General features: G+C 65.0%; 23 protein-coding genes and 1 pseudogene. 11 read left to right on the top strand and 13 right to left on the bottom strand.

Annotation, left to right across the window (positions count from 1 at the left end):
* The first annotated feature begins 18 nt into the window (after positions 1 to 18).
* Entirely contained in the window at positions 19 to 1,899 is a 1,881-nt protein-coding gene (locus C1720_RS03035; RefSeq protein WP_102283192.1) for a M61 family metallopeptidase, read from the top strand.
* 283 nt (positions 1,900 to 2,182) lie between these two features.
* Here the strand turns inward: C1720_RS03035 and C1720_RS03030 are convergent, their stop codons facing one another.
* The 3 genes from C1720_RS03030 to C1720_RS03020 form a co-directional block, all read right to left on the bottom strand.
* On the bottom strand, positions 2,183 to 3,991 hold the full coding sequence (locus C1720_RS03030; protein WP_102283191.1) for a glutamine--tRNA ligase/YqeY domain fusion protein: 1,809 nt from the start codon (positions 3,989 to 3,991) through the stop codon (positions 2,183 to 2,185).
* A 245-nt stretch (positions 3,992 to 4,236) separates the two neighbouring features.
* Complete coding sequence (locus C1720_RS03025; protein WP_102283190.1) at positions 4,237 to 4,893, bottom strand: DUF937 domain-containing protein; 657 nt, start codon at positions 4,891 to 4,893, stop codon at positions 4,237 to 4,239.
* Between the two features lie 72 nt (positions 4,894 to 4,965).
* Entirely contained in the window at positions 4,966 to 5,307 is a 342-nt protein-coding gene (locus tag C1720_RS03020) for a hypothetical protein (protein ID WP_102283189.1), read from the bottom strand.
* Between the two features lie 156 nt (positions 5,308 to 5,463).
* Between C1720_RS03020 and C1720_RS03015 the strand changes: the two genes are divergently transcribed.
* The gene (locus C1720_RS03015) at positions 5,464 to 6,420 is read left to right on the top strand and encodes an L-lactate dehydrogenase (protein WP_199170942.1); all 957 of its coding nucleotides are present in this window, start codon (positions 5,464 to 5,466) and stop codon (positions 6,418 to 6,420) included.
* 55 nt (positions 6,421 to 6,475) lie between these two features.
* Here the strand turns inward: C1720_RS03015 and C1720_RS03010 are convergent, their stop codons facing one another.
* The 4 genes from C1720_RS03010 to C1720_RS02995 all read right to left on the bottom strand — a co-directional run bounded on the left by C1720_RS03010 (position 6,476) and on the right by C1720_RS02995 (position 9,562).
* Positions 6,476 to 7,297: an undecaprenyl-diphosphate phosphatase gene (locus C1720_RS03010; protein ID WP_102283188.1), complete on the bottom strand. Its 822-nt coding sequence runs from the start codon at positions 7,295 to 7,297 to the stop codon at positions 6,476 to 6,478.
* A 99-nt stretch (positions 7,298 to 7,396) separates the two neighbouring features.
* A complete protein-coding gene (locus tag C1720_RS03005) occupies positions 7,397 to 8,053 on the bottom strand; it encodes a trimeric intracellular cation channel family protein (RefSeq protein ID WP_102283187.1) in 657 nt (218 codons plus the stop codon).
* Positions 8,054 to 8,199: 146 nt separating this feature from the next.
* Positions 8,200 to 8,568, bottom strand: coding sequence for a hypothetical protein (locus C1720_RS03000; RefSeq protein WP_102283186.1), 369 nt, complete (start codon positions 8,566 to 8,568; stop codon positions 8,200 to 8,202).
* A 204-nt stretch (positions 8,569 to 8,772) separates the two neighbouring features.
* A protein-coding gene (locus C1720_RS02995; RefSeq protein WP_102283185.1) for an IS5 family transposase occupies positions 8,773 to 9,562 on the bottom strand; the annotation gives its coding sequence in 2 pieces (ribosomal slippage) (positions 8,773 to 9,439 and positions 9,438 to 9,562; 792 coding nt in all).
* Positions 9,563 to 9,698: 136 nt separating this feature from the next.
* Here C1720_RS02995 and C1720_RS02990 point away from each other — a divergent pair.
* From C1720_RS02990 to C1720_RS02980, 3 genes and pseudogenes are all read left to right on the top strand, one after another.
* Entirely contained in the window at positions 9,699 to 10,013 is a 315-nt protein-coding gene (locus C1720_RS02990; protein WP_102283184.1) for an ArsR/SmtB family transcription factor, read from the top strand.
* Positions 10,014 to 10,108: 95 nt separating this feature from the next.
* Positions 10,109 to 11,122 (top strand): SDR family oxidoreductase, encoded by a 1,014-nt coding sequence (locus C1720_RS02985; protein ID WP_102283183.1) that lies wholly within the window; start codon positions 10,109 to 10,111, stop codon positions 11,120 to 11,122.
* A gap of 147 nt (positions 11,123 to 11,269) precedes the next feature.
* Positions 11,270 to 11,614, top strand: a pseudogene (locus C1720_RS02980) (transposase); the annotation flags it as partial.
* Positions 11,615 to 11,622: 8 nt separating this feature from the next.
* Here C1720_RS02980 and putP read toward each other — a convergent pair.
* The 3 genes from putP to C1720_RS02965 all read right to left on the bottom strand — a co-directional run bounded on the left by putP (position 11,623) and on the right by C1720_RS02965 (position 15,685).
* Positions 11,623 to 13,122, bottom strand: coding sequence for a sodium/proline symporter PutP (putP, locus tag C1720_RS02975; RefSeq protein ID WP_102283181.1), 1,500 nt, complete (start codon positions 13,120 to 13,122; stop codon positions 11,623 to 11,625).
* Positions 13,123 to 13,418: 296 nt separating this feature from the next.
* Complete coding sequence (locus C1720_RS02970; RefSeq protein ID WP_102283180.1) at positions 13,419 to 15,212, bottom strand: amino acid adenylation domain-containing protein; 1,794 nt, start codon at positions 15,210 to 15,212, stop codon at positions 13,419 to 13,421.
* Between the two features lie 137 nt (positions 15,213 to 15,349).
* Positions 15,350 to 15,685, bottom strand: coding sequence for a DUF4156 domain-containing protein (locus C1720_RS02965; protein WP_102283179.1), 336 nt, complete (start codon positions 15,683 to 15,685; stop codon positions 15,350 to 15,352).
* Between the two features lie 132 nt (positions 15,686 to 15,817).
* On the opposite strand from C1720_RS02965, the gene C1720_RS02960 reads away from it, so the two are divergent.
* From C1720_RS02960 to dusA, 5 genes are all read left to right on the top strand, one after another.
* A complete protein-coding gene (locus C1720_RS02960) occupies positions 15,818 to 16,615 on the top strand; it encodes an RNA methyltransferase (protein ID WP_102283178.1) in 798 nt (265 codons plus the stop codon).
* Between the two features lie 146 nt (positions 16,616 to 16,761).
* On the top strand, positions 16,762 to 17,814 hold the full coding sequence (locus tag C1720_RS02955; RefSeq protein WP_102283177.1) for an acyltransferase family protein: 1,053 nt from the start codon (positions 16,762 to 16,764) through the stop codon (positions 17,812 to 17,814).
* A gap of 194 nt (positions 17,815 to 18,008) precedes the next feature.
* Entirely contained in the window at positions 18,009 to 18,779 is a 771-nt protein-coding gene (cysE, locus tag C1720_RS02950) for a serine O-acetyltransferase (RefSeq protein ID WP_050715642.1), read from the top strand.
* A 131-nt stretch (positions 18,780 to 18,910) separates the two neighbouring features.
* Complete coding sequence (locus C1720_RS02945; protein WP_233199775.1) at positions 18,911 to 19,918, top strand: SLAC1 family transporter; 1,008 nt, start codon at positions 18,911 to 18,913, stop codon at positions 19,916 to 19,918.
* Between the two features lie 15 nt (positions 19,919 to 19,933).
* Positions 19,934 to 21,016, top strand: a complete 1,083-nt coding sequence (gene dusA / locus C1720_RS02940) for a tRNA dihydrouridine(20/20a) synthase DusA (protein ID WP_102283176.1) — start codon at positions 19,934 to 19,936, stop codon at positions 21,014 to 21,016.
* Between the two features lie 297 nt (positions 21,017 to 21,313).
* Here dusA and ilvA read toward each other — a convergent pair whose 3' ends face one another.
* The gene (ilvA, locus tag C1720_RS02935) at positions 21,314 to 22,942 is read right to left on the bottom strand and encodes a threonine ammonia-lyase, biosynthetic (RefSeq protein WP_102283175.1); all 1,629 of its coding nucleotides are present in this window, start codon (positions 22,940 to 22,942) and stop codon (positions 21,314 to 21,316) included.
* Positions 22,943 to 23,036: 94 nt separating this feature from the next.
* Between ilvA and C1720_RS02930 the strand changes: the two genes are divergently transcribed.
* On the top strand, positions 23,037 to 24,203 hold the full coding sequence (locus C1720_RS02930; RefSeq protein ID WP_102283174.1) for a BMP family ABC transporter substrate-binding protein: 1,167 nt from the start codon (positions 23,037 to 23,039) through the stop codon (positions 24,201 to 24,203).
* 309 nt (positions 24,204 to 24,512) lie between these two features.
* Here C1720_RS02930 and C1720_RS02925 read toward each other — a convergent pair whose 3' ends face one another.
* Both C1720_RS02925 and xrtH read right to left on the bottom strand, forming a co-directional pair.
* On the bottom strand, positions 24,513 to 25,148 hold the full coding sequence (locus C1720_RS02925; protein ID WP_102283173.1) for an exosortase H-associated membrane protein: 636 nt from the start codon (positions 25,146 to 25,148) through the stop codon (positions 24,513 to 24,515).
* A 32-nt stretch (positions 25,149 to 25,180) separates the two neighbouring features.
* A complete protein-coding gene (xrtH, locus tag C1720_RS02920; RefSeq protein WP_102283172.1) occupies positions 25,181 to 25,705 on the bottom strand; it encodes an exosortase H in 525 nt (174 codons plus the stop codon).
* Positions 25,706 to 25,714: the final 9 nt, after the last annotated feature.

The following is a 25,714-nucleotide window of genomic DNA, read 5'->3' as shown; positions in this document are numbered from 1 at the left end:
CCTCTTTTTGGGTTCCTCATGCCTCATCCGCTGCACTACGACATTCGCCCCGCCAGCCTGAGTGCGCACCGCTGGGCCGTCACCCTCACCATTGCCCGCCCGCAGGCGCTCCAGCGCGTGGCGCTGCCGGTGTGGATACCGGGCAGCTACCTCGTGCGCGAATTCGCCCGCCACGTGAGCGGCTTGACGGCGCGGCAGGGCAGGGCGGTTTGCCCGGCGCAGGCCGTGGACAAATGCACCTGGCAAGTGCAGGCCGCGCCCGGCAAGCCGCTGGTCATCCGCTACGAGGTTTATGCCTTTGATGACTCCGTGCGCGCCGCCTGGCTGGACGCCGCGCGCGGCTTTTTCAACGCCACCGCGCTGCTGCTGCGCGTGCCCGAGCTGGCCGATGGCCCGCACGCCATCACCCTGCACCGGCCCGCAGACCCCACAGCCGCGCACTGGCGCGTGGCCACGGCCCTGACGGCGCAAAGCGTGGACGCAGACGGCTTCGGCAGCTACCTGGCCGCCAGCTATGACGAACTGGCCGACAGCCCCGTGGAAATGGGCGCGTTCTGGCAGGGCGAATTCAGCGTGCGCGGCGTGCCGCACCGCTTTGTGGTGGCTGGCGCGCCCCCGTCATTTGACGGCCAGCGCCTGCTGCGCGACACGCAAAAAATCTGCGAGGCCGCCGCCCGCCTGTGGCACGGCGCGCGCGGCAAGCCGCCGCAGCCGCACTACCTTTTCATGCTCAACGCCACGCCCGGCGGCTACGGCGGGCTGGAGCACCGCTGCTGCACGGCGCTCATCTGCGCCCGGCGCGACCTGCCGCGCCTGGGGCAAAGCGACGCCAGCGAGGGCTACACCGCCCTGCTGGGCCTCATCAGCCACGAATACTTTCACACCTGGAACGTCAAACGCCTGCGCCCCGCCGAATTCGCCCGCTACGACTACGGGCAGGAAAACTACACGCGCCTGCTGTGGTTCTTTGAAGGCTTCACGAGCTACTACGACGACTTGCTGCTGCTGCGCGCGGGCCTGATTGACCGCGCCGCCTACCTGAAACTGCTGGCCAAGTCGCTCAACCAGGTCTGGCAAACGCCCGGCCGCCACGTGCAGCCCGTGGCCGAAGCCAGCTTTGACGCCTGGGTGAAGTACTACCGCCCCGAAGCCCACACCCCCAACGCCACCGTCAGCTACTACGCCAAAGGCGCGCTCGTGGCCCTGTGCCTTGACCTGAGCCTGCGCCGCGAAAAACGGCCCGCCACGCTCGATGACGCCATGCGCCTGCTCTGGCGGCGCTGCAAAGCCGGCCCCATGACCGAAAGCGACTTTGCCGCCGCCTTGCAAGAGCTGACAGGCCGCAGCTTCGCTGCCGAACTGGAGCGCAGCACGATCTGCCCAGATGTGGTGCCCTTGCAAGAGCTGACAGGCCGCAGCTTCGCTGCCGAACTGGCCGCCTGGGTGCACGGCACGCAAGAGCTGCCCGTGGCCGAGTTGCTGGCCGCCCACGGCATCACCGCCACGCGCCAGCCGCCCACGCCCGCACAAACGCTGGGCCTGCGCGCCAGCGAAAAAAACGGCCTCATCACCCTCACCCACGTGCTGGATGGCGGCGCGGCGCAAGCCGCCGGCATGGCCCCCGGCGACGAGTGGCTGGGCGTGGAAACAGGCGATGAAGAAACCGGCGATGAAGAAACCGGCGCAAGCGCCCATGCAGGCTGGCGTCTGGCCGCGCTGGACGATTTGCCCCTCTACCTGCGCCCCGGCCGCCGCGCGCTCGCCCTCATCTCCCGCCAGGGCCGCCTGCTGCGCCTGCCCCTGGCCCTGCCGGAAAAAGCCGAAGGCGCATGGAAGCTGGAAGCGGCTGCCAGCGCGGGCCGCGAAGGCGGAGCAGGCCAAGGCTGGCCTTGGCATTGAGCGCCCGTTCACGGCCCGCTGCGGGCGCTTTGGGGCGGCCTTGGCGCTGCAATCCTCGCCGGGCTGCAAGCACGGGGAACGTGTTTGCGATCTTCCAATCCAGGCTTCGTCTCTGCGGATAGATTGCAAGAACAGGTTCAGCAAAGCGCTCAGGCGTTGCCGCCACACTCAAGCTCTGGAAGAGCTGCGGGCGGCTGCCGGGCGGCCGGCTTGCAGCTCATTCATCACGCGCTCTTTGCGGTGCAGGAGATCGTGCGCAGGCATCCAAAGCGCGGCGCGCCGCTTACTTGCCCCACGAGTCGCGCAGGCCCGTGATGCGGTTGAACACCAGATTGCGGCCGCTGACGGTGTGCTCGCGCCGGTCGGCCACGAAAAAGCCGTGGCGCTCGAATTGGTAGCGGTCTTCGGCCTGGGCTTTGGCGAGGGTGGGTTCCACCCAGGCGCGCGCAACGCGCAGGCTTTGCGGGTTGAGCGCGGTCAGAAAGTCGCGGCCGCCTGCGTCGGGCTGATCTTCGGTAAAGAGGCGGTCGTACAGGCGCACTTGGGCGGGCAGGGCGTCGGCGGTGTTCACCCAGGTGATGACGCCTTTGACTTTGACGCTGTCGGCGCCGGGGGTGCCGGATTGGGTGCCGGGCAGCAGGCGCGCGCGCACGCGGGTGATTTGGCCCGTGGCGTCTTTTTCCGCGCCCGTGCATTCAATGACGTAGCCGTATTTCAGGCGCACCTTGTTCCCCGGAAAGAGGCGGAAAAAGCCCTTGGGCGGGGTTTCCTCAAAGTCGCTGCGCTCGATCCATATTTCTTTGCCCAGCGTAAAGCTGCGCTGGCCCAGCGCGGGCAGATGGGGGTGAACGGGGGCCTGGCAGGCTTGCTGATGCGCGGCGCTGCCAAAGACTTCTTCCCAGTTTTCAATGACCAGGCGCAGCGGCTCCAGCACGGCCATCGCGCGGGGGGCGACGGGGTCGAGCGTTTCGCGCAAGGCGGCGTCCAGCGCGGCGTAGTCGGTCCAGCCGCCGGATTTGGTGACGCCGCTGCGCTCGGCAAAGAGCTTGAGGCTTTCGGGCGTGTAGCCCCGGCGGCGCAGGCCGGCAAGGGTGGGCATGCGCGGGTCGTCCCAGCCGCTCACGTGGCCTTCTTCCACAAGCTGGCGCAGCTTGCGCTTGCTGGTGATGACGTGGCTGACGTTCAGCCGCGCAAATTCGTATTGGCGCGGCGGCGGGGCCTTCAGCAGGCCGCCTTCGGTCAGGCGCGCCAGCAGCCAGTCGTAAAAAGGGCGCTGGTCTTCAAATTCGAGCGTGCAAATGCTGTGGGTGATTTGCTCCAGCGCGTCTTCAATCGGGTGCGCGAAGGTGTACATGGGGTAGATGCACCATTTGTCGCCCGTGTTGTGGTGCGCGGCGTGGCGGATGCGGTAGATGGCCGGGTCGCGCATGTTGATGTTGGGCGAGGCCATGTCGATCTTGGCGCGCAGAACCATGCTGCCGTCGGGGTGTTGGCCGGCCCTCATTTCGGCAAAGCGCGCCAGGTTTTGCGCCGGGCTGCGCTCGCGCCAGGGGCTGTTTTTGCCGGGGGTGTTGAAGTCGCCCCGGTTGATGCGCATTTCGTCAGGCGTTTGCTCGTCCACGTAGGCCAGGCCCGCTTCGATCAGATAGACGGCGGCGCGGTGCATGAAGTCGAAATAGTCGCTGGCGAAGTATTCGTGCGGCTGGCGGATGCCGGGGCGCGCCGGGTCGTCGGCCAGGTGATGGTCGTAGCCCAGCCAGCGAATGGCTTCGCGGATGCTGTCCACGTATTCCTGGTCTTCCTTTTCGGGGTTGGTGTCGTCAAAGCGCAGGTGGCACACGCCGCCGTATTCCCGCGCCAGGCTGAAATTGAGCCAAATGCTTTTGGCGTGCCCGATGTGCAAATAGCCATTGGGTTCAGGCGGAAAGCGGGTGCGGATGCGGGCCGGATCGGGCGCGCCGGCGGCGTGGTGCGCGCCATCTCCGGGGCTGCCGCCCCAGTGGCGGCTTTGATATGTGCCCTGCGCCAAGTCGTTTTCGATGACGTGGCGCAAGAAATTGCCGGGAACAGGTGTTTCTTTGGTGGAAGACATGGCCGCTGATTCTAGGAAAACTCCCCCTGCGCTCCCCCTGCGGCCAGAGGGCCGCGCGCCTGCCCAAAGCCTGGCCGCGCAGGAAGCGGCGGGCCGCAACGGGCAGGGCGCGGGTCAGGGGCGCAGCGCGGCTTTATTTCGCTCCTGTATCCATAGCATGAGGTCTTAGTGGAATCTGCGCTGAGGGGTGTTTTCTGCCCCTCATATTTGCTCCTGTTTTTCTGGCGTCTTTCAGCGTGCTGCGGTCAGCTCTTGCCGCCCAGCAGGCGGCTGCCGAGCTTGAGCAGATCGCCTGCGTCCAGCTTGCCGTCGCCGTTTTGGTCCAGCGCGCTGGACAGCAGGCCGCCTGCCAGGCCGCCGCTTTGGGGCTGGCTCTGGCCGCCCTGGCCGAGCAGGCCGCCCAGCAAGTTGCCAAGGCCGCCTGCGTCCAGCTTGGCGCTGCCAACTTGTTTTGCCAGAAAGCCCATGACGATGGGGGCGAGCATTTGCAGCAGCTGCCCGGCCTGCCCGCTGGAGAGGCCGCTGGCCTGGCCGATCTGGTTTTGCGCCTGCGCCTGCTGGCTGCCGAAGATGTGGCCGAGGATGCCGCTGGCGTCCAGCTGCTTGCTGGCGGCGGGCTGGCCGCCGCCGAGCACGCTGCCCAGCACGCCGCCGAGCAGGCCGCCCAGGTCTGCGCCGCCGCCAGCGTGGTCGCGCTGCAAGGCGCCCAGAAGGGCTTGCGCGCCGCCTGCCGTTTGCGCGTTGCCCGCCAGGGCGCCCAGCATCATGGGCAGGGCGGCGCTGACGGCGCTGCCCGCCTGCGCAGGGGAGACATCAAGCTGCTGCGCCATCTGCTCCAGGGGCTGGCCTTGCAGCTGGTTCAATAACTGGGCCGCCAGGCCGCCGCTCGAGGGATTGGACATGTCTGAAAACCTCCGTGAAGTGAAAAGAAAAGCGCGATGATAGGAAGCGGCCAGGAAGCAGCGCCGATTGCGCTACGCGCCTTTTTCGCCAGGTTTGCCGCTGGATTCGCTGTTGTCGCCGTAGTGGCGGATTTCGATCAGCGGGCCGAGGTCGATGCGGTAGCACGGCTTGCCTTCGTGCTCCTGAAGCTGCGCGCTGATGCCGCCAAAGGCGAAAACGGCCAGGGGCGCGTCGGCGCGGTAGCCGTTTCTGATGTGGACAGCGCTGAAAGAGCGGGGCTGCCCGTCGGGCTTGAGCAGGCGTTTTTGCCAATAGGGCTTGGCTTCGCGGTATTTGGCCTTGATCTGTCCGGCGGCGAGTTTGGCAAAGCCTTTGCCGCATATGCGCAGCAGCAAAACGGGGTCTTGGCTCATGGCGTTTTCAGTCGGTTTTCAAGCATCTCGCGCGCTGGGTGGCGTGAAAAGGCCTGATGATAATCGCGCCGTATTCAGCCTGCGCTATTTCCGGCCGCGCTATCATTGGCGCGATTTCAATTGGATTTCAATTGAATAACGTGAAAGAGGCAAATGATGGGAAATATCAAGCTCCGCAAGGTGGCGATTATTGGCACGGGCCACGTTGGCTCGCACGTGGCTTTTTCGCTGGCAACCCAGGGCGAGGTTGATGAATTATGGATGGTGGATATTGACAAGCAAAAGGCAATTGCGCAGGCCACGGATGTGAACGACGCGGTGAGCTATTTGCCGCACGAAGTGACGGCCAGGGCCTGCGAGCCGGAAGATATTGGCGGCTGCGATATTCTGGTGATTTCCGCCGGGCCTTTGCCCAGGCCCGATCAAGACAGGCTGGACACGCTGGGCGATACGGTGGCCGTGCTCAAGGAGTTTCTGCCGCGCGTGAAGGCCTCGGGATTTGGCGGCTTCATCATCAGCATTTCCAATCCGGCGGACGTGGTGGCCGCTTATGTGCAGCGGTATCTGGATTACCCGGCGCGCAAAATCATTTCTTCCGGCACGGCGCTGGATTCGGCGCGCTTGCAGCGGCTGGTGGCGGGCCTTTGCCGGGTGAGCCGCCGCTCGCTGACGTGCTATGCCCTGGGCGAGCATGGCGGCAGCGCAATGGTGCCGTGGTCGCACGTGAGGGTGCAGGGCATCGCGCTGGATCAGCTGCAAAAGGATTTGCCGCAGCGTTTTCCCGCTTTTGACCGGGAAAAGGTGACGCAAGACATGAAACACGGCGGCTATCTGGTTCTGGAAGGCAAGGGTTCCACCGAATTCGGCATTGCCTCGGCCGTGACGGAAATTGTGCGCGCCATATTCCATGACGAAAAAAAGGCGCTGCCGGTTTCATGCCTGCTGCAAGGCGAATACGGGCAGCGGCAGGTATTTGCTTCGGTTCCGGCGCTGCTGGGAAAGGATGGCGTGGAAGAAATTCTCGAACTTCGCATGACGCCAGCGGAGCAGGCGCAGTTTCAGGCTTCCTGCGACCGCATCAGGGAATATATGGCGCTGTCGCAGAAAATGTGATGCGGTTGGAAAATGAAAAAAAGGGGCCGAGCGGCCCCTTTTTTCTGCAATTGAATCAATGGCTCCATTGAACCCAATCCATCTGCCAGGTCAGCAAAATCAGCAGGCCGAAAATGATTCGATACCAGGCGAAAAGCACGAAACTGTGGCTGGCGATGTAGCGCAGCAGCCAGCGCACGCAGGCCAGGGCGCTGCCAAATGACAGCGCCAGCCCCACGGCAAAAAGCGGCGCATCGGCCCAGGCCAGCAAGGCGCGGTCAGACCAGAGCGAATACACGCCCGCGCCAATCAGGGTGGGAATGGCCAGAAAAAAAGAAAACTCCGTGGCCGCCGGGCGCGACAGGCCCAGCAGCATGCCGCCGATGATGGTGGCGCCAGAGCGGCTGACGCCCGGAATCATGGCCACGCACTGCGCCAGGCCCACCTTGAGCGCGTCCAGGCCGCTCATCTCGTCCACGCTTTGAATGCGCGCGGGGCGCTGGCGGCCTTCGGCCCAGAAGATGACGATGCCGCCCGCAACCAGCGCCAGCGCCACCACTGGCGCATTGAACAGGTGCGCCTTGATGGCCTTGCCCGCCAGCAGGCCCAGCAGGGCGGCAGGCGCAAAACCAATCAGCACATGGGCCGCAAAGCGCTGCGCCTGCCGCTGCGTGGGCAGCGCCAGCAAGGTGGCGCGGATTTTTTGCCAGTACACCAGCACCACGGCGCAGATGGCGCCGATCTGAATGGCCATTTCAAAAACGCTGGCCTTGGCTTCATCAAAGCCCAGCAGGCTGCCCGCCAGGATGAGATGGCCCGTGGAGGAGATGGGCAGAAATTCCGTCAGCCCTTCCACCACGCCCATCACGGCGGCCTTCAGCAGCAGGGCGGCATCCATTGCCATTGCGAGAGTTCCTTTTACTATTGTTTTGATAGCTGCCTGCGCCCATTCCACTAGGACTTCAGGCCGATTTGGCTTGCAAACCAGAGGGTGAGGCTACTGCCGCCAGGCGGGCAGGCGCCAGTCGCGCCAGACGGACAGAAGGCGCAGCCCCGCGATGGCCGTCACGCCCACGCTGATGCACAGCCAGACGGGCAGCGCCAGCCGCAGCGCCCAGTAAAGCCAGCCGCCCGCGAAAGCCCAGAGCGCGTAAGGGCGGTGATCGGCCAGGGCGCGCGGCACTTCGTTGCAAAGCACATCGCGCAGCACGCCGCCAAACACGCTGGTGATCACGCCCATCATCACCGCCACCAGCGCGGGCTGGCCCAGCGCCAGCGCGCGCTCTTCGCCAATCACGGTGAACAGGCCTAGGCCAATGGCATCGGGCCAGACAATGGCGCGCTCGGTCGGCTGCAAATGATGCTGGCGCATGAACAGCATGGCGGCGGCGCACACCACGATGACCAGCCACAGAAAAAAGGTGTCCTGCACCCAGAAAAAAGGGCGGTGATCCAGCAGCAGATCGCGCAGCGTGCCGCCGCCAAAGGCGGCCGCGAAGGCCACCACCACCACGCCCACCATGTCCAGCCGCTTGCGCGCCGCCTCCAGCACGCCCGAAAGGGCGAAAGCCAGCGTGGCCATCAGCTCCAGCATCAAATACAGGCGGCCCGCCCACAGGGGCGAGAGGGGCTGCAAAGCATCAAGGTCAGTCATGAAAGCTGGGTGCGGCAGGGGCGCGCCCGACTCCTGAAATGAACGGCAAAAGGCGCGATTGTGCCGGGCGCACACACAAAAAGGCCGTGAAGCCCGCAGCTTCACGGCCTTTTTGCGCGGCCCGCCAAGAGCAGGCGGCGGAGTTTTCAGTTCGACTTGCCTGATTTGGCTTCCGCCCGCGTGGGCTGCCAATAGTGGTAGCGCCCGCCGCCATAGGGCTGGCCGTAGTACGGGCCGCCGTAAGGAGGCTCATACACCACGACGGGCGGCGGCGCAGGCTGCACGTACACCGTGGGACGCGGCGGCGGCACGTAAACGGGTGGCGGCGGCACATACACGGGCGGCGGCGCAACGTAAACAGGCGGCGCGTACACGCGGGGCGCATTGCCCACGCCGACCGACAGGCCGGGCGAGCCAACGTCCACTGACCAGTACACATCGTTGCCGCGCGCATGCGCCGCGCCCAGCGTCGCCAGGCCCAGAGGCAAAGCCCAAAGCAGCTTCAGCATTCTCATTTCGCATCTCCTTTCGCGTAGAGAACATCAGAAAAATCATGCGGCGCAGGCCGCAAATGCATGCAGCAATTGAACGCGAGAACGCCTGAAGCGGTGCACAGGCCAGGCGCAACAGCAGTTTCAAAACGTATGGGCCTCGCATTGAACCTGCTCCCGCAGCGGGGCGCAGGCTGGCGTGAAAGCCGGCAGGCCCTTAGAACGTGTTCATAGTCTTCGTAGCAGGACTCCCAAGAAAGCCAAAGCTACCATTTGCAGACTGGTACTCAACTTACGCTCGCAGTTTTTCCAAAGCCGCCTGTTCTTTTCCAACCAGGAAAAGCTGCGCTCTACTACCCATCGCTTCGGCAATACTGCAAAACGGTGCAATTCGTTTCGTTTGGCAATCTCTACCTCCGCACCAATCAACGCTTGTACCGACGAAGCAAATGCCTTGCCCGTGTAACCACCGTCAGCAAGGAGTTTTTGTACCGCGCCAAGGTTATCCCTGTCACGTTCCAAGGCTAGCAGGCAACCTTTTCTATCCGTAACATCCGCCGTCGTTACCGCAAGGGCATGCGGCAAACCTTGCGTGTCAACCGCTATATGCCGCTTGATACCGCTAACCTTTTTGCCCGCATCGCAGCCTTTTTCCATGGCGGTATCCGTGTTCTTCACACTCTGCGCATCAATAATCAGGAAAATGGTTGCTTCATGGTGCCCCTGCTTGCGGCGCTCCGCAACTACCTGATTTTTTAATGCTTCCTCAAGGATGCTGATGCCACTCTCGCGTGGCTCAGTCCATCTCTGGAAGTAGGAATGCACGGTGCGCCATTTAGGGAAATCGCCCGGCAAAGCGCGCCAGGAGCAGCCAGTGCGTTGCAGATAGAAAATGGCACGAGACATCGTACAAGTCCACCTGGCGTGGCGCTGTGCGTTTACGGGCACTTTCCAGCAGGGGAAGGAGAGGCGCAAATTGCTCGCGACTGATATCGCTTGGGTAGGTTTTTCTGTTCATGCCGATTGTTTACAGCAGAGGCTGAGACAATGAACACGTTCTTAGCCTTAATTTACCGACGGGCCGTGGTAAGTCTTGAATTCAGCTTAGTAAGCCGCTAGAATTCGTCCACATTCTTAAACCTATGGACAATAGCATGAGCCAACAAACCATGGAAATTATGCGGGAGTGCATTCCCACTTTTTTCATCCTCAGCGATGAGAACCGCCACAAAATCCTGGAGCTGCTCCAGAGCCAGGGGCCCATGAACGTCAATGGTTTAACCGAGCGCCTGCACCTGTCGCGGCCGGCCATTTCCCACCATCTCAAGCTCATGCTGGTGGCGGGCATGGTGCAGGTGGAACAGCAGGGCAAGGAGCGCTATTACTCGGCGGCCCTGGACTATTCCATCGCTCTGCTCCAGCGGCTGCTGGCCAGCCTGGGCAGCTGCGAGCACACTAACTCGGATTAGCGCCGCGACCATTCGTGGCCAATGCCCTGATTTATCAGGGTTTTTCTTAGGAGAAAAGGTTCAAATTCTTAAACCTGTAAACCAATGAGGATCTTATGTTAAAACACGCTTTTGTAACTGGCGCCACCGGCCTGCTGGGCAATCACCTGGTGCGCGCTCTGGTCGCCCGCAACGTTAAGGTTTCCGCCCTGGTGCGGAGCCGGGCGAAGGCGCAGCAAATGTTCGCCGACCTGCCCATTAACTTCGTCGAGGGCGACCTGCTGCAACCGGACAGCTATGATGCGGCCCTGGCCGGCTGCGATGGGCTTTTCCACACCGCCGCCTATTTCCGCGACGCCCTCAAGGGCGGCCAGCACTGGCCAATGCTTTACGCCAGCAACGTTAAGGGCACCAGCGACCTGCTGGAGCGGGCCTACCGGGCCGGCATTCGCCGCCTGGTGCACACCTCCAGCATTGCCGTGCTCTACGGCGACCGGGGCGCGGTCATCGACGAGACCATGGGCCGCGACCTCCGCCAGGCCAGCGATGACTATTACCGCAGCAAAATCTTCAGCGACGGCGCCGTGCGGGAATTTCTCGCCGGCCACCCGGACCTGTTCGCCTGCTTCGTGCTGCCGGGCTGGATGTTCGCCCCGGCGGACATGGGCCCCACCGCCGCCGGCCAATTCATCTTGGATTTTCTCCGGGGTAAATTGCCGGGGGTTATGCGGGCCAGCTTTAGCGTGGTGGACGCCCGCGACGTGGCCGAGCACCAGCTGTTAGCCCTGGAGAAGGGGCGCCGCGGTGAAGCCTACCTGGCCGCCGGCCGCCACCTGGAAATGGGCGAGCTGATGGCGGAGCTGGCAGCCGTTAGCGGGGTGGCCATGCCGAAGAGAACCGTTCCCTTTGCCCTGCTGCGGCTGCTGGCCGCCCTCAACGAGAGCTATCATTGGCTGACGAAGCGGCCGGTGCTGTTGAGCCGCGCCACCGTGCGGGAATTGGCCAACCAATACGACCGCACCCGCTTCAGCCACGAAAAGAGCGAGCGGGAACTGGACGCGACTTTCCGCCCGCTCCGGGAGACCCTGGCCGATACCGTTAATTGGTACCGGGCCAACGGCTGGGTTTAATGCAGATATAAATACATACTGGCGGTTGTTCGGCTAAAGCCTCACGCGCCCTTACCTGCGTAAGGGCGCTTTAGCTGTATGTTTAAAGGCCTTAAATACATACAGGGGAAGCGCCCGTCCGTCGGTAAATGCCCTTAAAATGAGGATTTGGGGGTGACGACGGCGGATGTCACGGATAGAAAAGGCTGTCTGCTGGCATTGGAACGTGACAAGGATAATCTTGGGGCGGTACAAAAAGTCCTTGCTGACGGTGGTTACACGGGTAAGGCATTTGCTTCGTCGGTACAAGCGTTGATTGGTGCGGAGGTAGAGATTGCCAAACGAAACGAATTGCACCGTTTTGCAGTATTGCCGAAGCGATGGGTAGTAGAGCGCAGCTTTTCCTGGTTGGAAAAGAATAGGCGGCTTTGGAAAAACTGCGAGCGTAAGTTGAGTACCAGTCTGCAAATGGTCGTTTTGGCTTTCTTGGGAGTCCTGCTACGAAGACTGTGAACACGTTCTTAATGAACTTGCAGGCGCGCCAGCTCCTGCTCGACGCCGGCATGGGTTTGCAGCATGGCGGCTGAGGGCCGGCCCAGACGGCTGACGCCAAGCGTGGCGGCCCAGCCGAGGATGAAGCCGGGCACGATTTCATACAGGCCGAACCAGCCGAACTGCTTCCACACCAGCACGGTGACCGCGCCTGTGACGATGCCCGCCAGCGCGCCGTCGCGCGTGATGCGGCTGCAAAAGAGCGAGAGGATGATGACGGGGCCAAAAGCTGCGCCAAAGCCCGCCCACGCGTAGCTGACCATGCCGAGCACGCGTGATTCGGGATTGCGGGCGATTGAAATGGCGATCAGCGCGACCACCAGCACCATCGCGCGGCCAAACCACACCAGCTCCTTCTGGCTTGCTTGCTTGCGCAAGAAGGTGCGGTAGATGTCTTCCGTCAGCGCGCTGGAGCACACGAGCAGCTGGCATGAGAGCGTGCTCATCACCGCCGCCAGAATGGCCGCCAGCAGCGCGCCCGCAATCCACGGGTTGAACAGCTGCTTGGCCAGCTCCATGAACACGGTTTCGGCATTGGCATTGACGGCATCCGCGCCCGCCGGGCTGACGGCGAAGTAGGCAATGCCCACAAAGCCCACGGCCACCGCGCCGCCCAGGCACAGCACCATCCAGGTCATGCCGATGCGGCGGGCGTTGGGAATGTGCCGCACCGAGGCGGCGGCCATGAAGCGCACCAGAATGTGCGGCTGGCCGAAGTAGCCCAGCCCCCAGGCGGCCAAGGAGAGGATGCCGATGGCCGTCTGCCCCTTGAAAAGGTCGAACTTGTCGGCGTCAATGAGGCTGTGCCAGTCCTGCCCCGGCTGCAACTGGCCCTGCACGGCCAGGTAAGCGATGACGGGCGCCAGCAGCAGCGCCGTGATCATCATGGCCGCCTGAATGGTGTCCGTCCAGCTCACGGCCAGAAAGCCGCCCACGAACACGTAGGCAATGGTGCACAGCGCCCCCACCCACAGCGCCGTTTCATAAGGCATGCCGAACATGTTCTCGAACAGGCGCGCGCCCGCCACCACGCCCGAGGCGCAGTACACCGTGAAGAAAACCAGAATGACCATCGCCGTGACGATGCGCAGGATGTTGTTCTCGTCTTCAAAGCGGTGCGCGAAATAGTCCGGCAGCGTCAGCGCGTTGCCCGCGCGCTCGGTGTACAGGCGCAGGCGGCCCGCCACCAGCCGCCAGTTCAGCCAGGCGCCCGCAATCAGGCCAATGGCAATCCATGACTCTGACAGCCCCGACAGATACACCGCGCCCGGTAGCCCCATCAGCAGCCAGCCGCTCATGTCGGATGCGCCCGCCGACAGCGCCGTGACCACGCTGCCCAGGCTGCGCCCGCCCAGGATGTAGTCCGACAAATTCTTGGTGCTCAGATAGCCCAGCGCGCCAATGCCAAGCATGGCGGCCAGATAAACGGCGAACATGATGACCGTGGGGTCAGTCCAGGTGAATGGCATGAATGGCTTTCCCGGGAAATGAGGCGCAGAAGGCGGCTTTGCGCGCTGCCGGCCCCATCTTTTGGCAAAAGGCCCAATGCTACCGGCGCGGCCCGCCCGCGCATGCCGGGCGGGCAGGGACTGTGGGGTGCGGCCGCCTGTCTATGCCATCAAAAACAGGAGCGAATTTGAGGGGGTATGAATGCCGCCTAGCGCAGTTTCCACTAAGACATCATGCTATGGATACGGTAGCGAAATAAGCCAGTGAGACAGTCCTTCCCGCTGGCCAAGCGCGCGGCCAGGCCTTGAACAGACCCTCAGCGCAACACCACCAGCCCCACGCTGCGCAGCCAGGCTTCGGCCTCGGCCAGCGCGCCGGCATGCCGTGCGCGTTCGGCGAAGACCAGGCCGCTTTCCACCAGAAAGCGCACCTGCTCCTCCGCTGCCGCGCCGCCCGCCTGCGACAGCGCCTGGCGAAATTGCCGCTCCGTTTCCATGCCCTGCTTGCGCTCGCCCGCTTCGTAGTCGAGCAGGGCCAGCCGCGCAAGAGCCTGCGCCTTGCTGGCGGCAGGCAGCCGGTCGATCTGCTCCCTGACGGCCCGCAAGGCGGCCTGCATGCGCGGCGCGGCGGGCCAGTTGCCGCCGCGCGCCCAAGGGCGCAGCGCATCCAGGGCGGCAGGCCATTGGCCTGATTCCATCGCCCTGGAAAGCGGAACGGGCAGGCGGTTCATCAGCTCTTCTTCCTCGCGCAGCAGGCCCAGCTTGCGCGCCGCCAGCGCGTGCTGGGCCAGCAGGCTGATTTGCACGGGCGCGCTGGCATCCGTTCCGGCGGCGGCATAGCGCATCTGCTCGAACTGCCTTTGCGCTTCATTCCAGCGGCCCTGGCGGGCCAGCCAGGCAATGTGGCTTTGCAGGGCTTCGGCGCGGGCTATTCGCAACTGCTCTTGCAGCATCGTTTTGTGCGGCGCTGGCGCGTCGCGCAGGGCTGCCTGCGCCTCGTTGGCAAAAGCCGCGTTTTGCTCGTAGAAGGCAGGCTGCGCGAGCGAGAGTTGGCGGTAGGCGGCCAGCCATGCTTGCGCCCGCTCAAAAGCGCCGGGCAGAGCCTGGATTTGCCTTTGCAGCGTTTGCAAAGCAGCCAGATCGCGGCTGTCCGGGTTGCGGGCCAGCACGGCGGCTTGCAAGCCCAGCTTCAGCGCTCGCAGGCCAGGGCTGTCCGGCAAGCTTTGCAGCGCCTGCATGGCGCGGCCCGCCTGTCCGGCGCGCGCCATGTCATTGGCTACGCGGCCAATGATTTGCAGCCGCTGTGGCTCAGGCAGCTGGCGGAAGGCGTCGCGCCAGGCGTGGTTGCCGCCCTGGCTGGCTTCGTATTCCGCCATGGGTGCGGCCGCCAGGCTGGCTTCGCCGCCGCTTGCGGCCAGCAGCTCCACCGCGCTGCTGGCGGGCTGCGGCCCCAGGCCCTGCGTGGCGGCCAGGGCCTGATTGGTCAGCACGTCTTCACGGTGCCATTCTTCGGGCGTGAGCTGGCGGGCCAGCGCCAGCGCGGTGCGCTCATCGGGCGGCGCGCCCTTCTGGTAGCGGGCGTAGCCGTAGCCTGCGCTCACGAAAGCCACGGCGGCCAGCAGCGCGAGGCCCGCCTGGAAGAAGATGCGCTGCCGCTGGCGCCTGGGGTCCAGCCCCATTTCCTTCATCAGCTCCGCGCGAATCTGCTCGCGCAGGCGTTTTTCCAGCCGGGCCATTTCCAGGCCCTTTTCGCGGTTGGCGCTGGCGGCCAGGCCGTTTTCGATGGCTTTGCGCTCCTCCCGCTCAATTTTTTTACGCAGCACGTGCAGGGAAGACACCTTGTCCACATACGCACCGCAGGCCGGGCACTGGCGCTGCGCAGTCAGAACCACGTATTTGTCGCAGGCGGGGCATTGCAGCTCGTCCAGCTTGGCGGCCAGACTTAGAACCGGCTCCAGCTCCACGCGCAGGCCCACGGACTCCAGCCGCTTTTGCAAGTCGCGGGCCTTGCTCTCCGGCGTTTTCTTGCCAATCACCACATAGGGCGCAGACTTCAGGCGCTGCGTCAGCAGCAGCGCTTTTTCTTCGCTGAGAGCAGCCTTGGATTGCAATTGCGCAGAGAGGTTTTCATAATGTTCCCCCCCCCCCCCGGCGAAGCGCTTCAGCCGAATAGCTGACAGTGACGGTGAAAAGGCGCTCCTGGCTTGAATTTGAAAAATCCGGCATGGCGTTCTTCTTTCAGGCCCGGTTACGGATGGCACTTGAGCGCCACGCCCTGAAGCGTGGCATGCCGCACCAGAAAAGACTGCGTGATATCGGTATTCACCAGCACCACGGCATCGGCCTTGTAGCGCGTGGCGGCCTGGTGGCGCAAATCGTTTTTGGCCTGCTGGATGGCTTCTTCCAGCGTGAGCATATTCATCTCTGACACTTCAGCGGAGACGGGGCCGAGCTGCTGGCAGCGATCCAGCAGCCGGTTGTTTTCCGAATACACCATGACCCGGCGGGCTTCAGGCGTGATGGAGGCGCAGGCTGAAAGAGCGCACGCCAGGGCGGCTGCGGCCGCCAGGGAAAGTCTTGGCATTGACATGGTTGAGAAAGGCAAGAAGGTTGAACAAAAGCGGTGGCGGGTGATTTTATGCAACATGTTTTTACACAAAAGCCCTGCTTGCAACAGGCACACAATCCGCGCCTGCTTTCCGTTCCCTTGCCTGCCATGTCCGCGCCGCCTGCCGTCACCCGCTTCATCCTGATTGAACCCAGCCATGCCGGCAATGTGGGCGCGGTGGCGCGCGCCATGAAGGTGATGGGCTTTCATGACCTGGCGCTGGTGCGCCCGCGCTGGCCCGATGTGCTGACCCGCCCCGAAGCCGTGGAGCGCGCCAGCGGCGCTGATGACGTGCTGCGCGCTGCCCGCGTGACGGGCACGCTGCAAGAGGCGCTGGAGGGCGTGACGCACCTGTGCGCCACGGCCATGACGCCGCGCGACTTCGGCCCGCCTGTCTGCGCGCCGCGCGAGCACTTCAGCCAGCTGCTCAATCCGGCGCGGCCCGCGCCCAGCGGCCCTTGGGGCGTGGCTTTTCTGTTTGGCTGCGAGCGCTACGGCATGCGCAACGCGGATGTGTGGTGCTGCCATGCCTGCCTGAGCATTCCGGCCAATCCGGCCTACGGCTCGCTCAACCTGGCCGCCGCCGCGCAGCTCATCGCCTACGACTGGCGGCAGGCGCTGCTGGCGCGCTTTGGCGAGTCGGTGTTTGCAAGCGCCTTTGCCGTGCGGCCCGCCGCCAGCCTGGCCGATCAGGCTGATGCAGAGCAGGTGGCGGCCATGCTGGCCCATCTGGAGCAGGCGCTCGTCGCCGTGGGCTTTCTCGACCCGGCCGCGCCCAAAAAGCTCATGCCCCGCCTGCAACAGCTCTTCAACCGCGCCCAGCCCACGCAGCAAGACATTCACATCCTGCGCGGCATCGCCCGCGCCATGCAGCAGGCGGCCAGGCGCGGCCATGAAGAAGATTGAGACGGGCGCGGATTGCGCTATTGAAACGGAAGCTGATTTGAAGGGCGAAAAACGGACTTCGCGCTCATGAACAAAGCGCAGATCGCTATTGAGTCAGGAGCTTGATTGAAGCGGATTCATGCTGCCCTGCTGATAATCCCGCCGCCATGACCGCTGCCGTCACGCCGCCTGCCGGGCAGGAACGCATTGTTTTTCTGGACTATCTGCGCATCTTCGCTTTTGCCAGCGTTTTTGCAGGGCACAAGTTCGCCGGGCCGGTGCAGGAAATGGCGCAGCAGGCGGGTCTGGCGGGTGCTGCGGCCAGGGCGCTGTGGCCGTTCATAGAAGGCGGCGGCGCGGGCGTAGTGGTGTTTTTTCTGGTGTCCGGCTACGTCATCAGCGAGGTGCTGCAACGCGAGGGCGCGGCGCTGTTTCTGCTCAGGCGGGTTTTTCGCATCTATCCGCTTTACGTCACGGCGGTGCTGGGCGAGTGGCTGCTGGTGCATCCGCCCGCAACAGGCGGCGAGCGGTTGGCGCAGTTGCTGCTGGCGGGCGATTTCACGGGCGCGCCGTATGCGCTGGCGGGCGTGGAGTGGACGCTGCGGCTGGAGATGCTGTTTTACGCCTGGATGGCGCTGCTGCGGCTGGCGAATCAGACGCGGCCCGCGCGCGGCGCGGCCTGGCTGGGCGCTTGCGCCCTGCTGACATTGACCTTGCATGTTGCCGGGCCTGTAGCGGCGCACACGCCTTGGGCGCGCGGCTACGTGAGCCTTTACATGCCGTTTCTGTTTGTGGGCTGCGCCGTCTGGCTGCTGGAGCGCCGCGCGATTGGCTGGCCGTTGGCGCTGGCGTTCACGGCAGCTGTTTGGGGCCTTTACCGGCTGGGGCTGCATGCCTGGCAGCCGCAGTGGCTACAGGCGCGCTTTGTGCCGTGCGCCCTGGGTTTGTTCATGGCGGCCTGGCTGCTGCGGCGGCGCCTGCCAGCCTGGCCTTGGGTGCTGGCGCTGTCAGAGCTGACTTATGCGGTGTATCTGACGCACAACTGGCTGTTTGACGCTCTGCGCCAGCCCTTGCGGCAGGCAGGCTGGGGCGGCGCTGCTGCTACGGCGGCGGCGTTGTTGGCGCTGACTGGCATCTGCTGGCTGCTGGCGCGGCTGGTGGAGCGCCCCGGCGTGCGGCTGGGCCGCTGGCTGGCCGCTCGGCGGCCAGGCGGGGCATGAAATCTGGCTTCGCTTGCCAGGGGAGGCTTTAAAACAGGAGCAAATTCAAGGGGCATAAAACCCGCTTCGCGCAATTTCCACTAGGACATCATGCTATGGATAAGGTAGCGAAATAGGGCCGTGCATCCAGCTGCGCATGGGGCTTGGGCGGCAAGGGGCGCGCCAGGGCGTTCGCCCCTACACTTTCGCCCCTTATGTTTCAACGCATTCGCTCTTACGCCCAGTCCATTCTGGAGCGCGATCCAGCCGCCCGCAGCGTGTGGGATGTGGTGTTTTCCTACCCCGGCTTTCACGCCCTGGCGTTGCACCGCGTGGCGCATGCACTGTGGCGGCGCGGCTGGCTGTGGCTGGCGCGCTGGATTTCGCACTGGGGGCGCTTTCTCACGGGCATTGAAATCCACCCCGGCGCCCGCATTGGCGCGCGTGTGTTCATCGACCACGGCATGGGCGTGGTGATTGGCGAGACGGCGGAAATCGGCGATGACTGCACGATTTACCAGGGCGTCACGCTCGGCGGCACTTCGCTGGACAAAGGGGCCAAGCGCCATCCCACGCTGGGCAAGGGCGTGATCGTGGGGGCCAATTCGCAGGTGCTGGGCAGCTTCACGGTGGGAGACGGCGCCAAGATCGGCTCGGGCGCGGTGGTCACCAAGCCCGTGCCCGCCGGGGCCACGGCCGTGGGCAACCCGGCCCGCATCATTCAGGAGGGCGAGGCCGCGCGCCGCGAGGCCGCCGCCGCCAAAATGGGTTTTTCCGCCTACGGCGTGACGCAAAGCGATGATCCCGTCAGCCAGGCGCTGCGCGGGCTGATTGACGGCACGGCCGCGCAAGACCACCAGATTGCCCTGCTGTGGCAGGCCATCGAGAAGCTGGCCTGCAAGATTGACCCGGACTGCGTGCCCGACAACGCCGCCTTGCATGAGCAGTTCGAGGCGCAAAAGCTCAACAAGCTGGTGGGCGACTGAGAGCAGGCTCCGGCAAGCGCCGCTTCTGAAAAGAATGATGGCTGCAAGGCCCGCTGGCGCTTGCGGCCGGCCTGGCGCCCGAACCGGGTTTTTCCGTTTTTTCTTCCGGTTTTTCTTCCGCACCTTCCATCATGAACATGCTGCGTTCCGAGGCTCTCAAGCACCTGCATCCCGGCTGGTTTTCCATCGTCATGGGGCTGGCCGGGCTGTCGCTGGCGTGGGCGCAGGCCGCGCGCAGCATGGGAGGCATCGCCGGGGCGCTGGCGCTGGCGCTGGGGGCGCTGGCAGCGCTGGCGTTTGTGGCGCTGCTGGGGCTGTCGTGGTGGCGCTGGCTGCGCCAGCCGGAGGCGCTGGCGGCTGATCTGGCGCATCCGGTGCGCCATGCCTTTGTGGCGGCCCTGCCCATTTCCCTGATGCTGCTGGCGGGCGTGGCCGTGAGCGCGCTGGGGCAAACGGGCGGCTGGGCGGCGGCGCTGTGGTGGCTGGGTTCGCTGGGGCAAATGGGCGCCACGGTCTGGGCGCTGGGCCGCTGGATCAACAACGCGCAGGCGGGCGGCTGGGCGCAGCTCACGCCATCGCTTTTTCTGCCCGCCGTGGGCAATGTGGTGGCCGCGCTGGCAGGCGGGGCTGTGGGCGCGGGGCCGTGGGCGGCAGCCCAGTTCGGCGTGGGCGTGACGCTGTGGCTGGCGCTGCTGACGCTGCTGCTGGCGCGGCTGGCCGTGCATGGCGTGTGGACGCAGCGGCTGCTGCCGCTGACTTTCATCACCATCGCGCCGCCAGCGGTGGCGGGCATGGCCTTGCTGCAACTGGGCGGGCCTGCTGTGCTGGCCTGGATGGCCTGGGGCGTGGCGCTGATGTTTCTGCTCTGGAGCCTGAACGTGATGCCGCGCATGCTCGCGCAGCCGGCTTCCGTCACCTGGTGGGCGCTGTCGTTTCCGCTGGCGGCCTTTGCCGCCCTTTCCCTGCGGCTGGCCGGGCACGATTCGGGCGTGATGGGCGCGCTGGCGCTGCTGGCGCTGGCTTTCGCCTCGCTGACGGTGGCGGCGCTGGTGCTGGCCACGCTCCAGGGTTTGCGCGATGGCGCGTGGCTGGCGCCCGAACAGGTGGCGCTCAGCGTGGCCGCGCCGCCTGATCACTGAAAGGCTGGCCAGCCCATGCTCAATACTGAAAAAACCCCTGCCGCCGATTCGCCCCCTTTCAGCCCCTGGCGCCTGTGCGTGGCGCCCATGCTGGACTGGACGGACAAGCACTGCCGCCACCTGCACCGCCTGATCACGCGCCACGCGCGGCTCTACACCGAAATGGTGACCTGCGGCGCGCTGCTGCACGGCTCGCTGCGGCGACATCTGCGGCGCGACGAGATGGAGCGCCCCGTGGCGCTGCAACTGGGCGGCAGCGACCCGGCCGAGCTGGCGCAATGCGCGCGGCTGGGCCAGCAATGGGGCTATGACGAAATCAACCTCAACTGCGGCTGCCCCAGCCCGCGCGTGCAGCGCGGCGCATTCGGCGCGTGCCTGATGACCCAGCCGCGCCTGGTGGCCGACTGCGTGAAAGCCATGCGCGATGCGGTGCACATTCCCGTCACCGTCAAGCACCGCATCGGCATTGACCGCGAAGAAAGCCACGCCTTCGTGCGCGACTTCGTGGGCGAAGTGGCGCAAGCGGGCTGCAGTGTGTTCATCGTGCACGCCCGCAATGCCTGGCTGGAGGGCCTCAGCCCCAAGGAAAACCGCGAAGTGCCGCCGCTGCGCTACGAGCGGGTCTGGCAGCTCAAGCGCGACTTTCCGCAGCTGACCATCTGCCTGAACGGCGGCGTGAGCAGCAACGAACAAATCGCCGCGCACCTGGCGCACGTGGACGGCGTGATGCTGGGCCGCGCCGCCTACCACCACCCCTGGCTGATGAGCGAGTGGGACGCGCGCTTTTTCGGCGATGCAGGCCGTGATACAGGCCGCGATGCCGCCCCGCCCCTCACGCGCGAGGCCGTGGAGCGCGCCATGCTCGCCTACATGCAGGCCGAGGCCGCGCAAGACGGCACGCCTTGGTACGCCATTGCCCGCCACATGCTGGGCCTGCGCCACGGCCTGCGCGGCGCGCGCGCCTGGCGGCAGGTGTGGAGCGACCACCGCCTCAAGCCCCTGCCGCCCGAAGCAGTGTGGCAGCGCGCGCGCCAGCACACGGAGCCTGACGCGCCAGAAGGCCCGGGCCAGGCCGCAGACGGCGCGCGCGCCGTGTGAGTGCCCGTTCGCAATTTGTCCGTGGCGCGAAAGGCGCGAACCCGGGCGCTCGTGGGCGCTGCAAACCCTTGCCGGGTTACAAGACTCGCCTGCGCCTTGCAGCCCCTCACGGCCAGACGCTGAAAAGGCTCTCAGAAAAAGGAGCAAATCCAGATGGGTGAAAAACGGCTTTCGCGCCCTTTCCACTAGGACGTCGTGCTATGAATCAAGGAGCGAATTTCCCCGTTTCACGCAGGCTATCGCTTTGTGTGAGCGGCTGGTGCGCGGCGCCTTGCCGCAAGGCGGTTGAACAGCCTCTCAGCCCTTGAGAAACAGCGCGTAGGCCGGGTTGCCGGTTTCGTCAATCCAGGCGTAGCCCAGCTTGTCCAAAAAGGCGTGCAGGGCCGGGCCGTCGCTTTCGGGCGCCTGGATGCCCACGAGCACGTGGCCGAAATCGGCGCCCTGGTTGCGGTAGTGAAACAGGCTGATGTTCCAGGCCGGCTGCATGAGGCTGAGAAATTGCAGCAGCGCGCCAGGGCGCTCCGGGAAGATAAAGCGCAGCAGCCGCTCGTGGCTGGCCAGCGGCGAGTGGCCGCCCACCATGTAGCGCACGTGTTGCTTGGCCAGCTCGTCGTGGGTGAGGTCCAGCGCCGAAAAGCCTGCCTGCTCGAAGGCGGCGGCCAGCATGGGCGATTCGCCGCGCGCGGCGGTGGTCAGGCCCACGAAGACGTGCGCCCGGGCGCGGTCGCTGATGCGGTAGTTGAACTCGGTGACGTTGCGCGCGCCGCCGGGCAGGCGGCCCACGGTTTCGCAAAAGCGGCGAAAGCTGCCGCGCTCTTCGGGAATGGTGATGGCAAACAGCGCCTCGCTTTCCTCGCCCACGGCGGCGCGCTCGGCCACAAAGCGCAGGCGGTCAAAGTTCATGTTCGCGCCGCAGAGAATGGCCGCCAGCGTCTGCCCGGGCGCCGTGCCTTCGCGCGCGGCGTATTGCTTGAGGGCGGCCACGGCCATTGCGCCCGATGGCTCGACGATGCTGCGCGTGTCGATGAACACGTCCTTGATGGCGGCGCACACGGCGTCGGTGTCCACGGTGATGAATTCGTCCACCAGCTCGCGGGCGATGCGGAAGGTTTCTTCGCCCACTTGCTTGACGGCGGTGCCATCGGCAAACAGGCCCACATCGCGCAAGGCCACGCGCTCGCCGCGCGCCACCGATTGCGCCATGGCGTCCGAGTCGTTCATCTGCACGCCGATGATTTTGATTTCGGGCCGCAGGGCCTTGATATAGGCCGCCACGCCGCTGATCAGGCCGCCGCCGCCCACGGCCACGAACACGGCGTGCAGCGGGCCGGCGTGCTGGCGCAGCAGCTCCATGCCGATGGTGCCCTGCCCGGCGATGACGAGCGGATCGTCAAACGGGTGAATGAAGGTCAGCCCCTGCTGGGCCTGCAATTGCAGCGAATGGGCGTAGGCGTCGGAATAGCTCTCGCCGGCCAGCACGACTTCGCCGCCCAGCGCCCGCACGGCGTCCACCTTCACGCGCGGCGTGGTCACGGGCATGACGATGACGGCGCGCGCGCCCAGCTTGCGCGCGCCCAGCGCCACGCCCTGCGCGTGGTTGCCCGCGCTGGCGCAAATCACGCCCTTGTGCAGCTGGCCGGGCGTCAGGTGCGCCATCTTGTTGTAGGCGCCGCGCAGCTTGAAGCTGAAAACGGGCTGCTGGTCTTCGCGCTTGAGCAGCACGGTGTGGCCGGTGCGGCGGCTGAGCGCGGGCGCTTCATCCAGCGCGGATTCCACCGCCACGTCATACACGCGCGAGGTGAGCACCTGGCGCAGGTAATCCAGGCGGGAAGGCAAAGGGGCCGGAGCGTTTTGCAGGGTGTTTTGCGGGGCGGGTTGTGGGGCAGGCCGCGAGGCGCTTTGTGAAATATCGTGCGGGGTCGTCATGGGGCGGCGATCATAAATTTGCTTACGATTGCCGCTTTTCGCCCGCCCTTTCGCCCCTTTCCTCCTCTTCCTTCCTCCCACCCTTCCATTCCCCATGAACCATCCCTCCAAACGCCTTGCGCTCAAGCTGGCCGCCGCCGCGCTGGCCGCCGCCGCCCTTGCCGCCTGCGGCAAGAAAGAAGAAGCCGCCCCGCAAGCGGCTGAGCAGCCTGCCGGATCGCCAGCGCCCGCCGCCAGCGCCCCCGCGCCCAAGCAAGAGCCGCTCAAAGTCGCCTTCGCCTACATCGGCCCCGTGGGCGACGGCGGCTGGAGCTTTGCGCACGACAACGCCCGCAAAGCCGTTGAAAAAGAATTTGGCGACAAGGTGCAAACCTCTTACGTGGAAAGCGTGCCCGTGAGCGCCGACGCCGAGCGCGTGCTGCGCGACATGGCCCAGCAGGGCAACCAGCTGGTGTTCGGCACCACCTTCGGCTACATGGAGCAAATGCTGAAAGTGGCCGCCGACTTTCCGCAAGTGAAGTTCGAGCACGCCACCGGCTACAAAACCGCCGCCAACCTGGGCACGTATGACACGCGCACCTACGAAGGCGCTTACATGGCCGGCCTGCTGGCCGGCGCCATGACGGAAACCGGCACGCTGGGCGTGGTGGCCTCCGTGCCCATCCCTGAAGTCATGCGCAACATCAACAGCTTCGCCCTGGGCGCGCGCAGCACCAACCCCAAGGCCAGCGTGAAAATCGTGTGGGTCAATGAGTGGTTCAACCCGCCCAAGGAAACCGAAGCGGCCACCGCCCTCATCAACAGCGGCGCGGACATCCTCATGCAAAACACCGACTCTTCTGCCGTGCTGCAAACCGCCGAAAAGCTGGGCAAGCGCGGCTTCGGCTGGGACAGCGACATGACGCACTACGGCCCCAAGGCGCACATCGCCTCCGCCGCCATCAACTGGACGCCGTTTTACGTCAAGACCATCCGCGAAGTGATGGACGGCACCTGGAAGCCCGAGCGCCACTGGTGGGGCGTGAAAGAAGGCGCGATCGACCTCGTTTCCCTGGCCGAAGACGTGCCCGAAAGCGCCCGCGCCCGACTGGCCGAAGTGAAAGAGGGCCTCAAGGCCGGCACCTTCCACATCTGGCAAGGCCCCATTGCCGACAACACCGGCAAACAGGTGCTGGCCGAAGGCCAGGTGGCCGACGATGCCTTTCTGGGCGGCATCAACTTCTTCGTGGAAGGCGTGGAAGGGCAGGCGCCAGGCCAATAAGCAGCGGCCTACAGCGGCGCGCCATGCAAAAAAGCCGGACGCTGCCCGGCTTTTTTTGCGCGCGGTTGCCTGAAGCGCCAGCGCGCGGGAAAGCGGTTTTTGCGAGCAGCCTGCGAGCTGGTTCCGCTGTCAAGCTGAATCAAAAAAAGGAGCGAATTCAGAGGGATAAAAATACCGTATCGCGCAATCCCGACTAGGACGTTATGCTATGAATAGAGGAGCGTGAAAAAGCCTTTCTGAGCCAGTCTTTCAAGGCTGAGCCATGCGCAGATACTGGGCATCAGCGAAGCAGGCCGCCTGGGCGGTTTTTCAGCGTACGCGCGGCGCGTGCTCGGGGCGGGCGGGCGCTTCTTCGTCCAGCGCGGCTTCCAGCCACAAGGCCGCGACGAAGCGTTTGTCAAACCACAGCCACAGCAGGATGGGCGCCACGGGCGTGAGCATGAGAAAGCCGAACTGGTAGCCGTAGGCAATCACTTCATTGGCCCAGGCGGGGTAGCCCAGATAGGCCATTGCATTGCCGCCGGGGGTCAGGGCCACGTCGCGCAGCCACTGAAAGCACAGGCCCCAGGCCTGCGCGGGCAGCAGCAGCACGCTGCCACACGCCATCTTCAGGGGCCACCAGCGCGGGCGCGAGGCCAGCAGCATGGCCCACAGCAGCACCTGGCCGTAGCCGTAGGTGGGGTAGTTCACTTCGGGCGTGAGTTCGGCCAGCATCTGCCGCCCGCCGGGGCCGGGCATGAGCACTTGCACGCGCGTGAGCAGCGTGCCTGTCACGCCATCTATTTCAAAACCCTCCACCCATGCGAACAGCAGCTTCATCACGGTGCCAGCCAGCCACAGCGGCGGCGCGGCGAACCATTCGCGCGCCCAGTACCACAGCGGCAGCAAAACGACGAGGCCGGCAAGGGCCAGCAGAAGAAATCGGCCAATGAGCGTGGCGCGCATGGGTGCTCTCCAGGGCAAGGGGCGGGCGGGGTTCAGGCCGTGGGCGCCGAAGGCTGTTTGGCGGGGCTGGCCCGCTTTTCGTGCCGCGCCACGTAGCGCATCCACAGCAGCCAGACGATGAGCACATCCAGCATGATGAGCGCCTGCCACATGTACAGATGCGCAAATTCAAACACCTGCAAGTTCCACTGCCCCAGGAAAAACAGGCTGACCACGCGCAGCAGGTTCACGCCCTGCACGGCCATGAAACCCAGCCCCAGGCCCCAGAGCTTCATCTTCCAGCTCGAAGGAAAGGCCAGCACCGCCGCCAGCAGCACGATGGCCGCCTCCACGCCGTTGCAGCCCGGCTCGATGGAGATGCCAAAGCCCGACTGCGCGCTTTGCACCACGCGCCCGTGGGAAATGGCCGAAGGATCAAAAAACTGGATGATGGCCGCGCTGGCGCTGGCCACCAGCCCCGTCCAGGGCTGCACCACGGCGGCTTGCACGGGAGCAAGCATTTCCATGCCAAACAGCACGGCCTGAACGGAAAGAAAAACAAGAAAGAAACGGGTCACGGATTCGGT

It is taken from the genome of Ottowia massiliensis (assembly GCF_900240305.1).
In the GTDB taxonomy this organism is placed as follows: Bacteria; Pseudomonadota; Gammaproteobacteria; order Burkholderiales; family Burkholderiaceae_C; genus Ottowia; species Ottowia massiliensis.
This window is presented reverse-complemented; position numbering and strand designations above follow the sequence as displayed.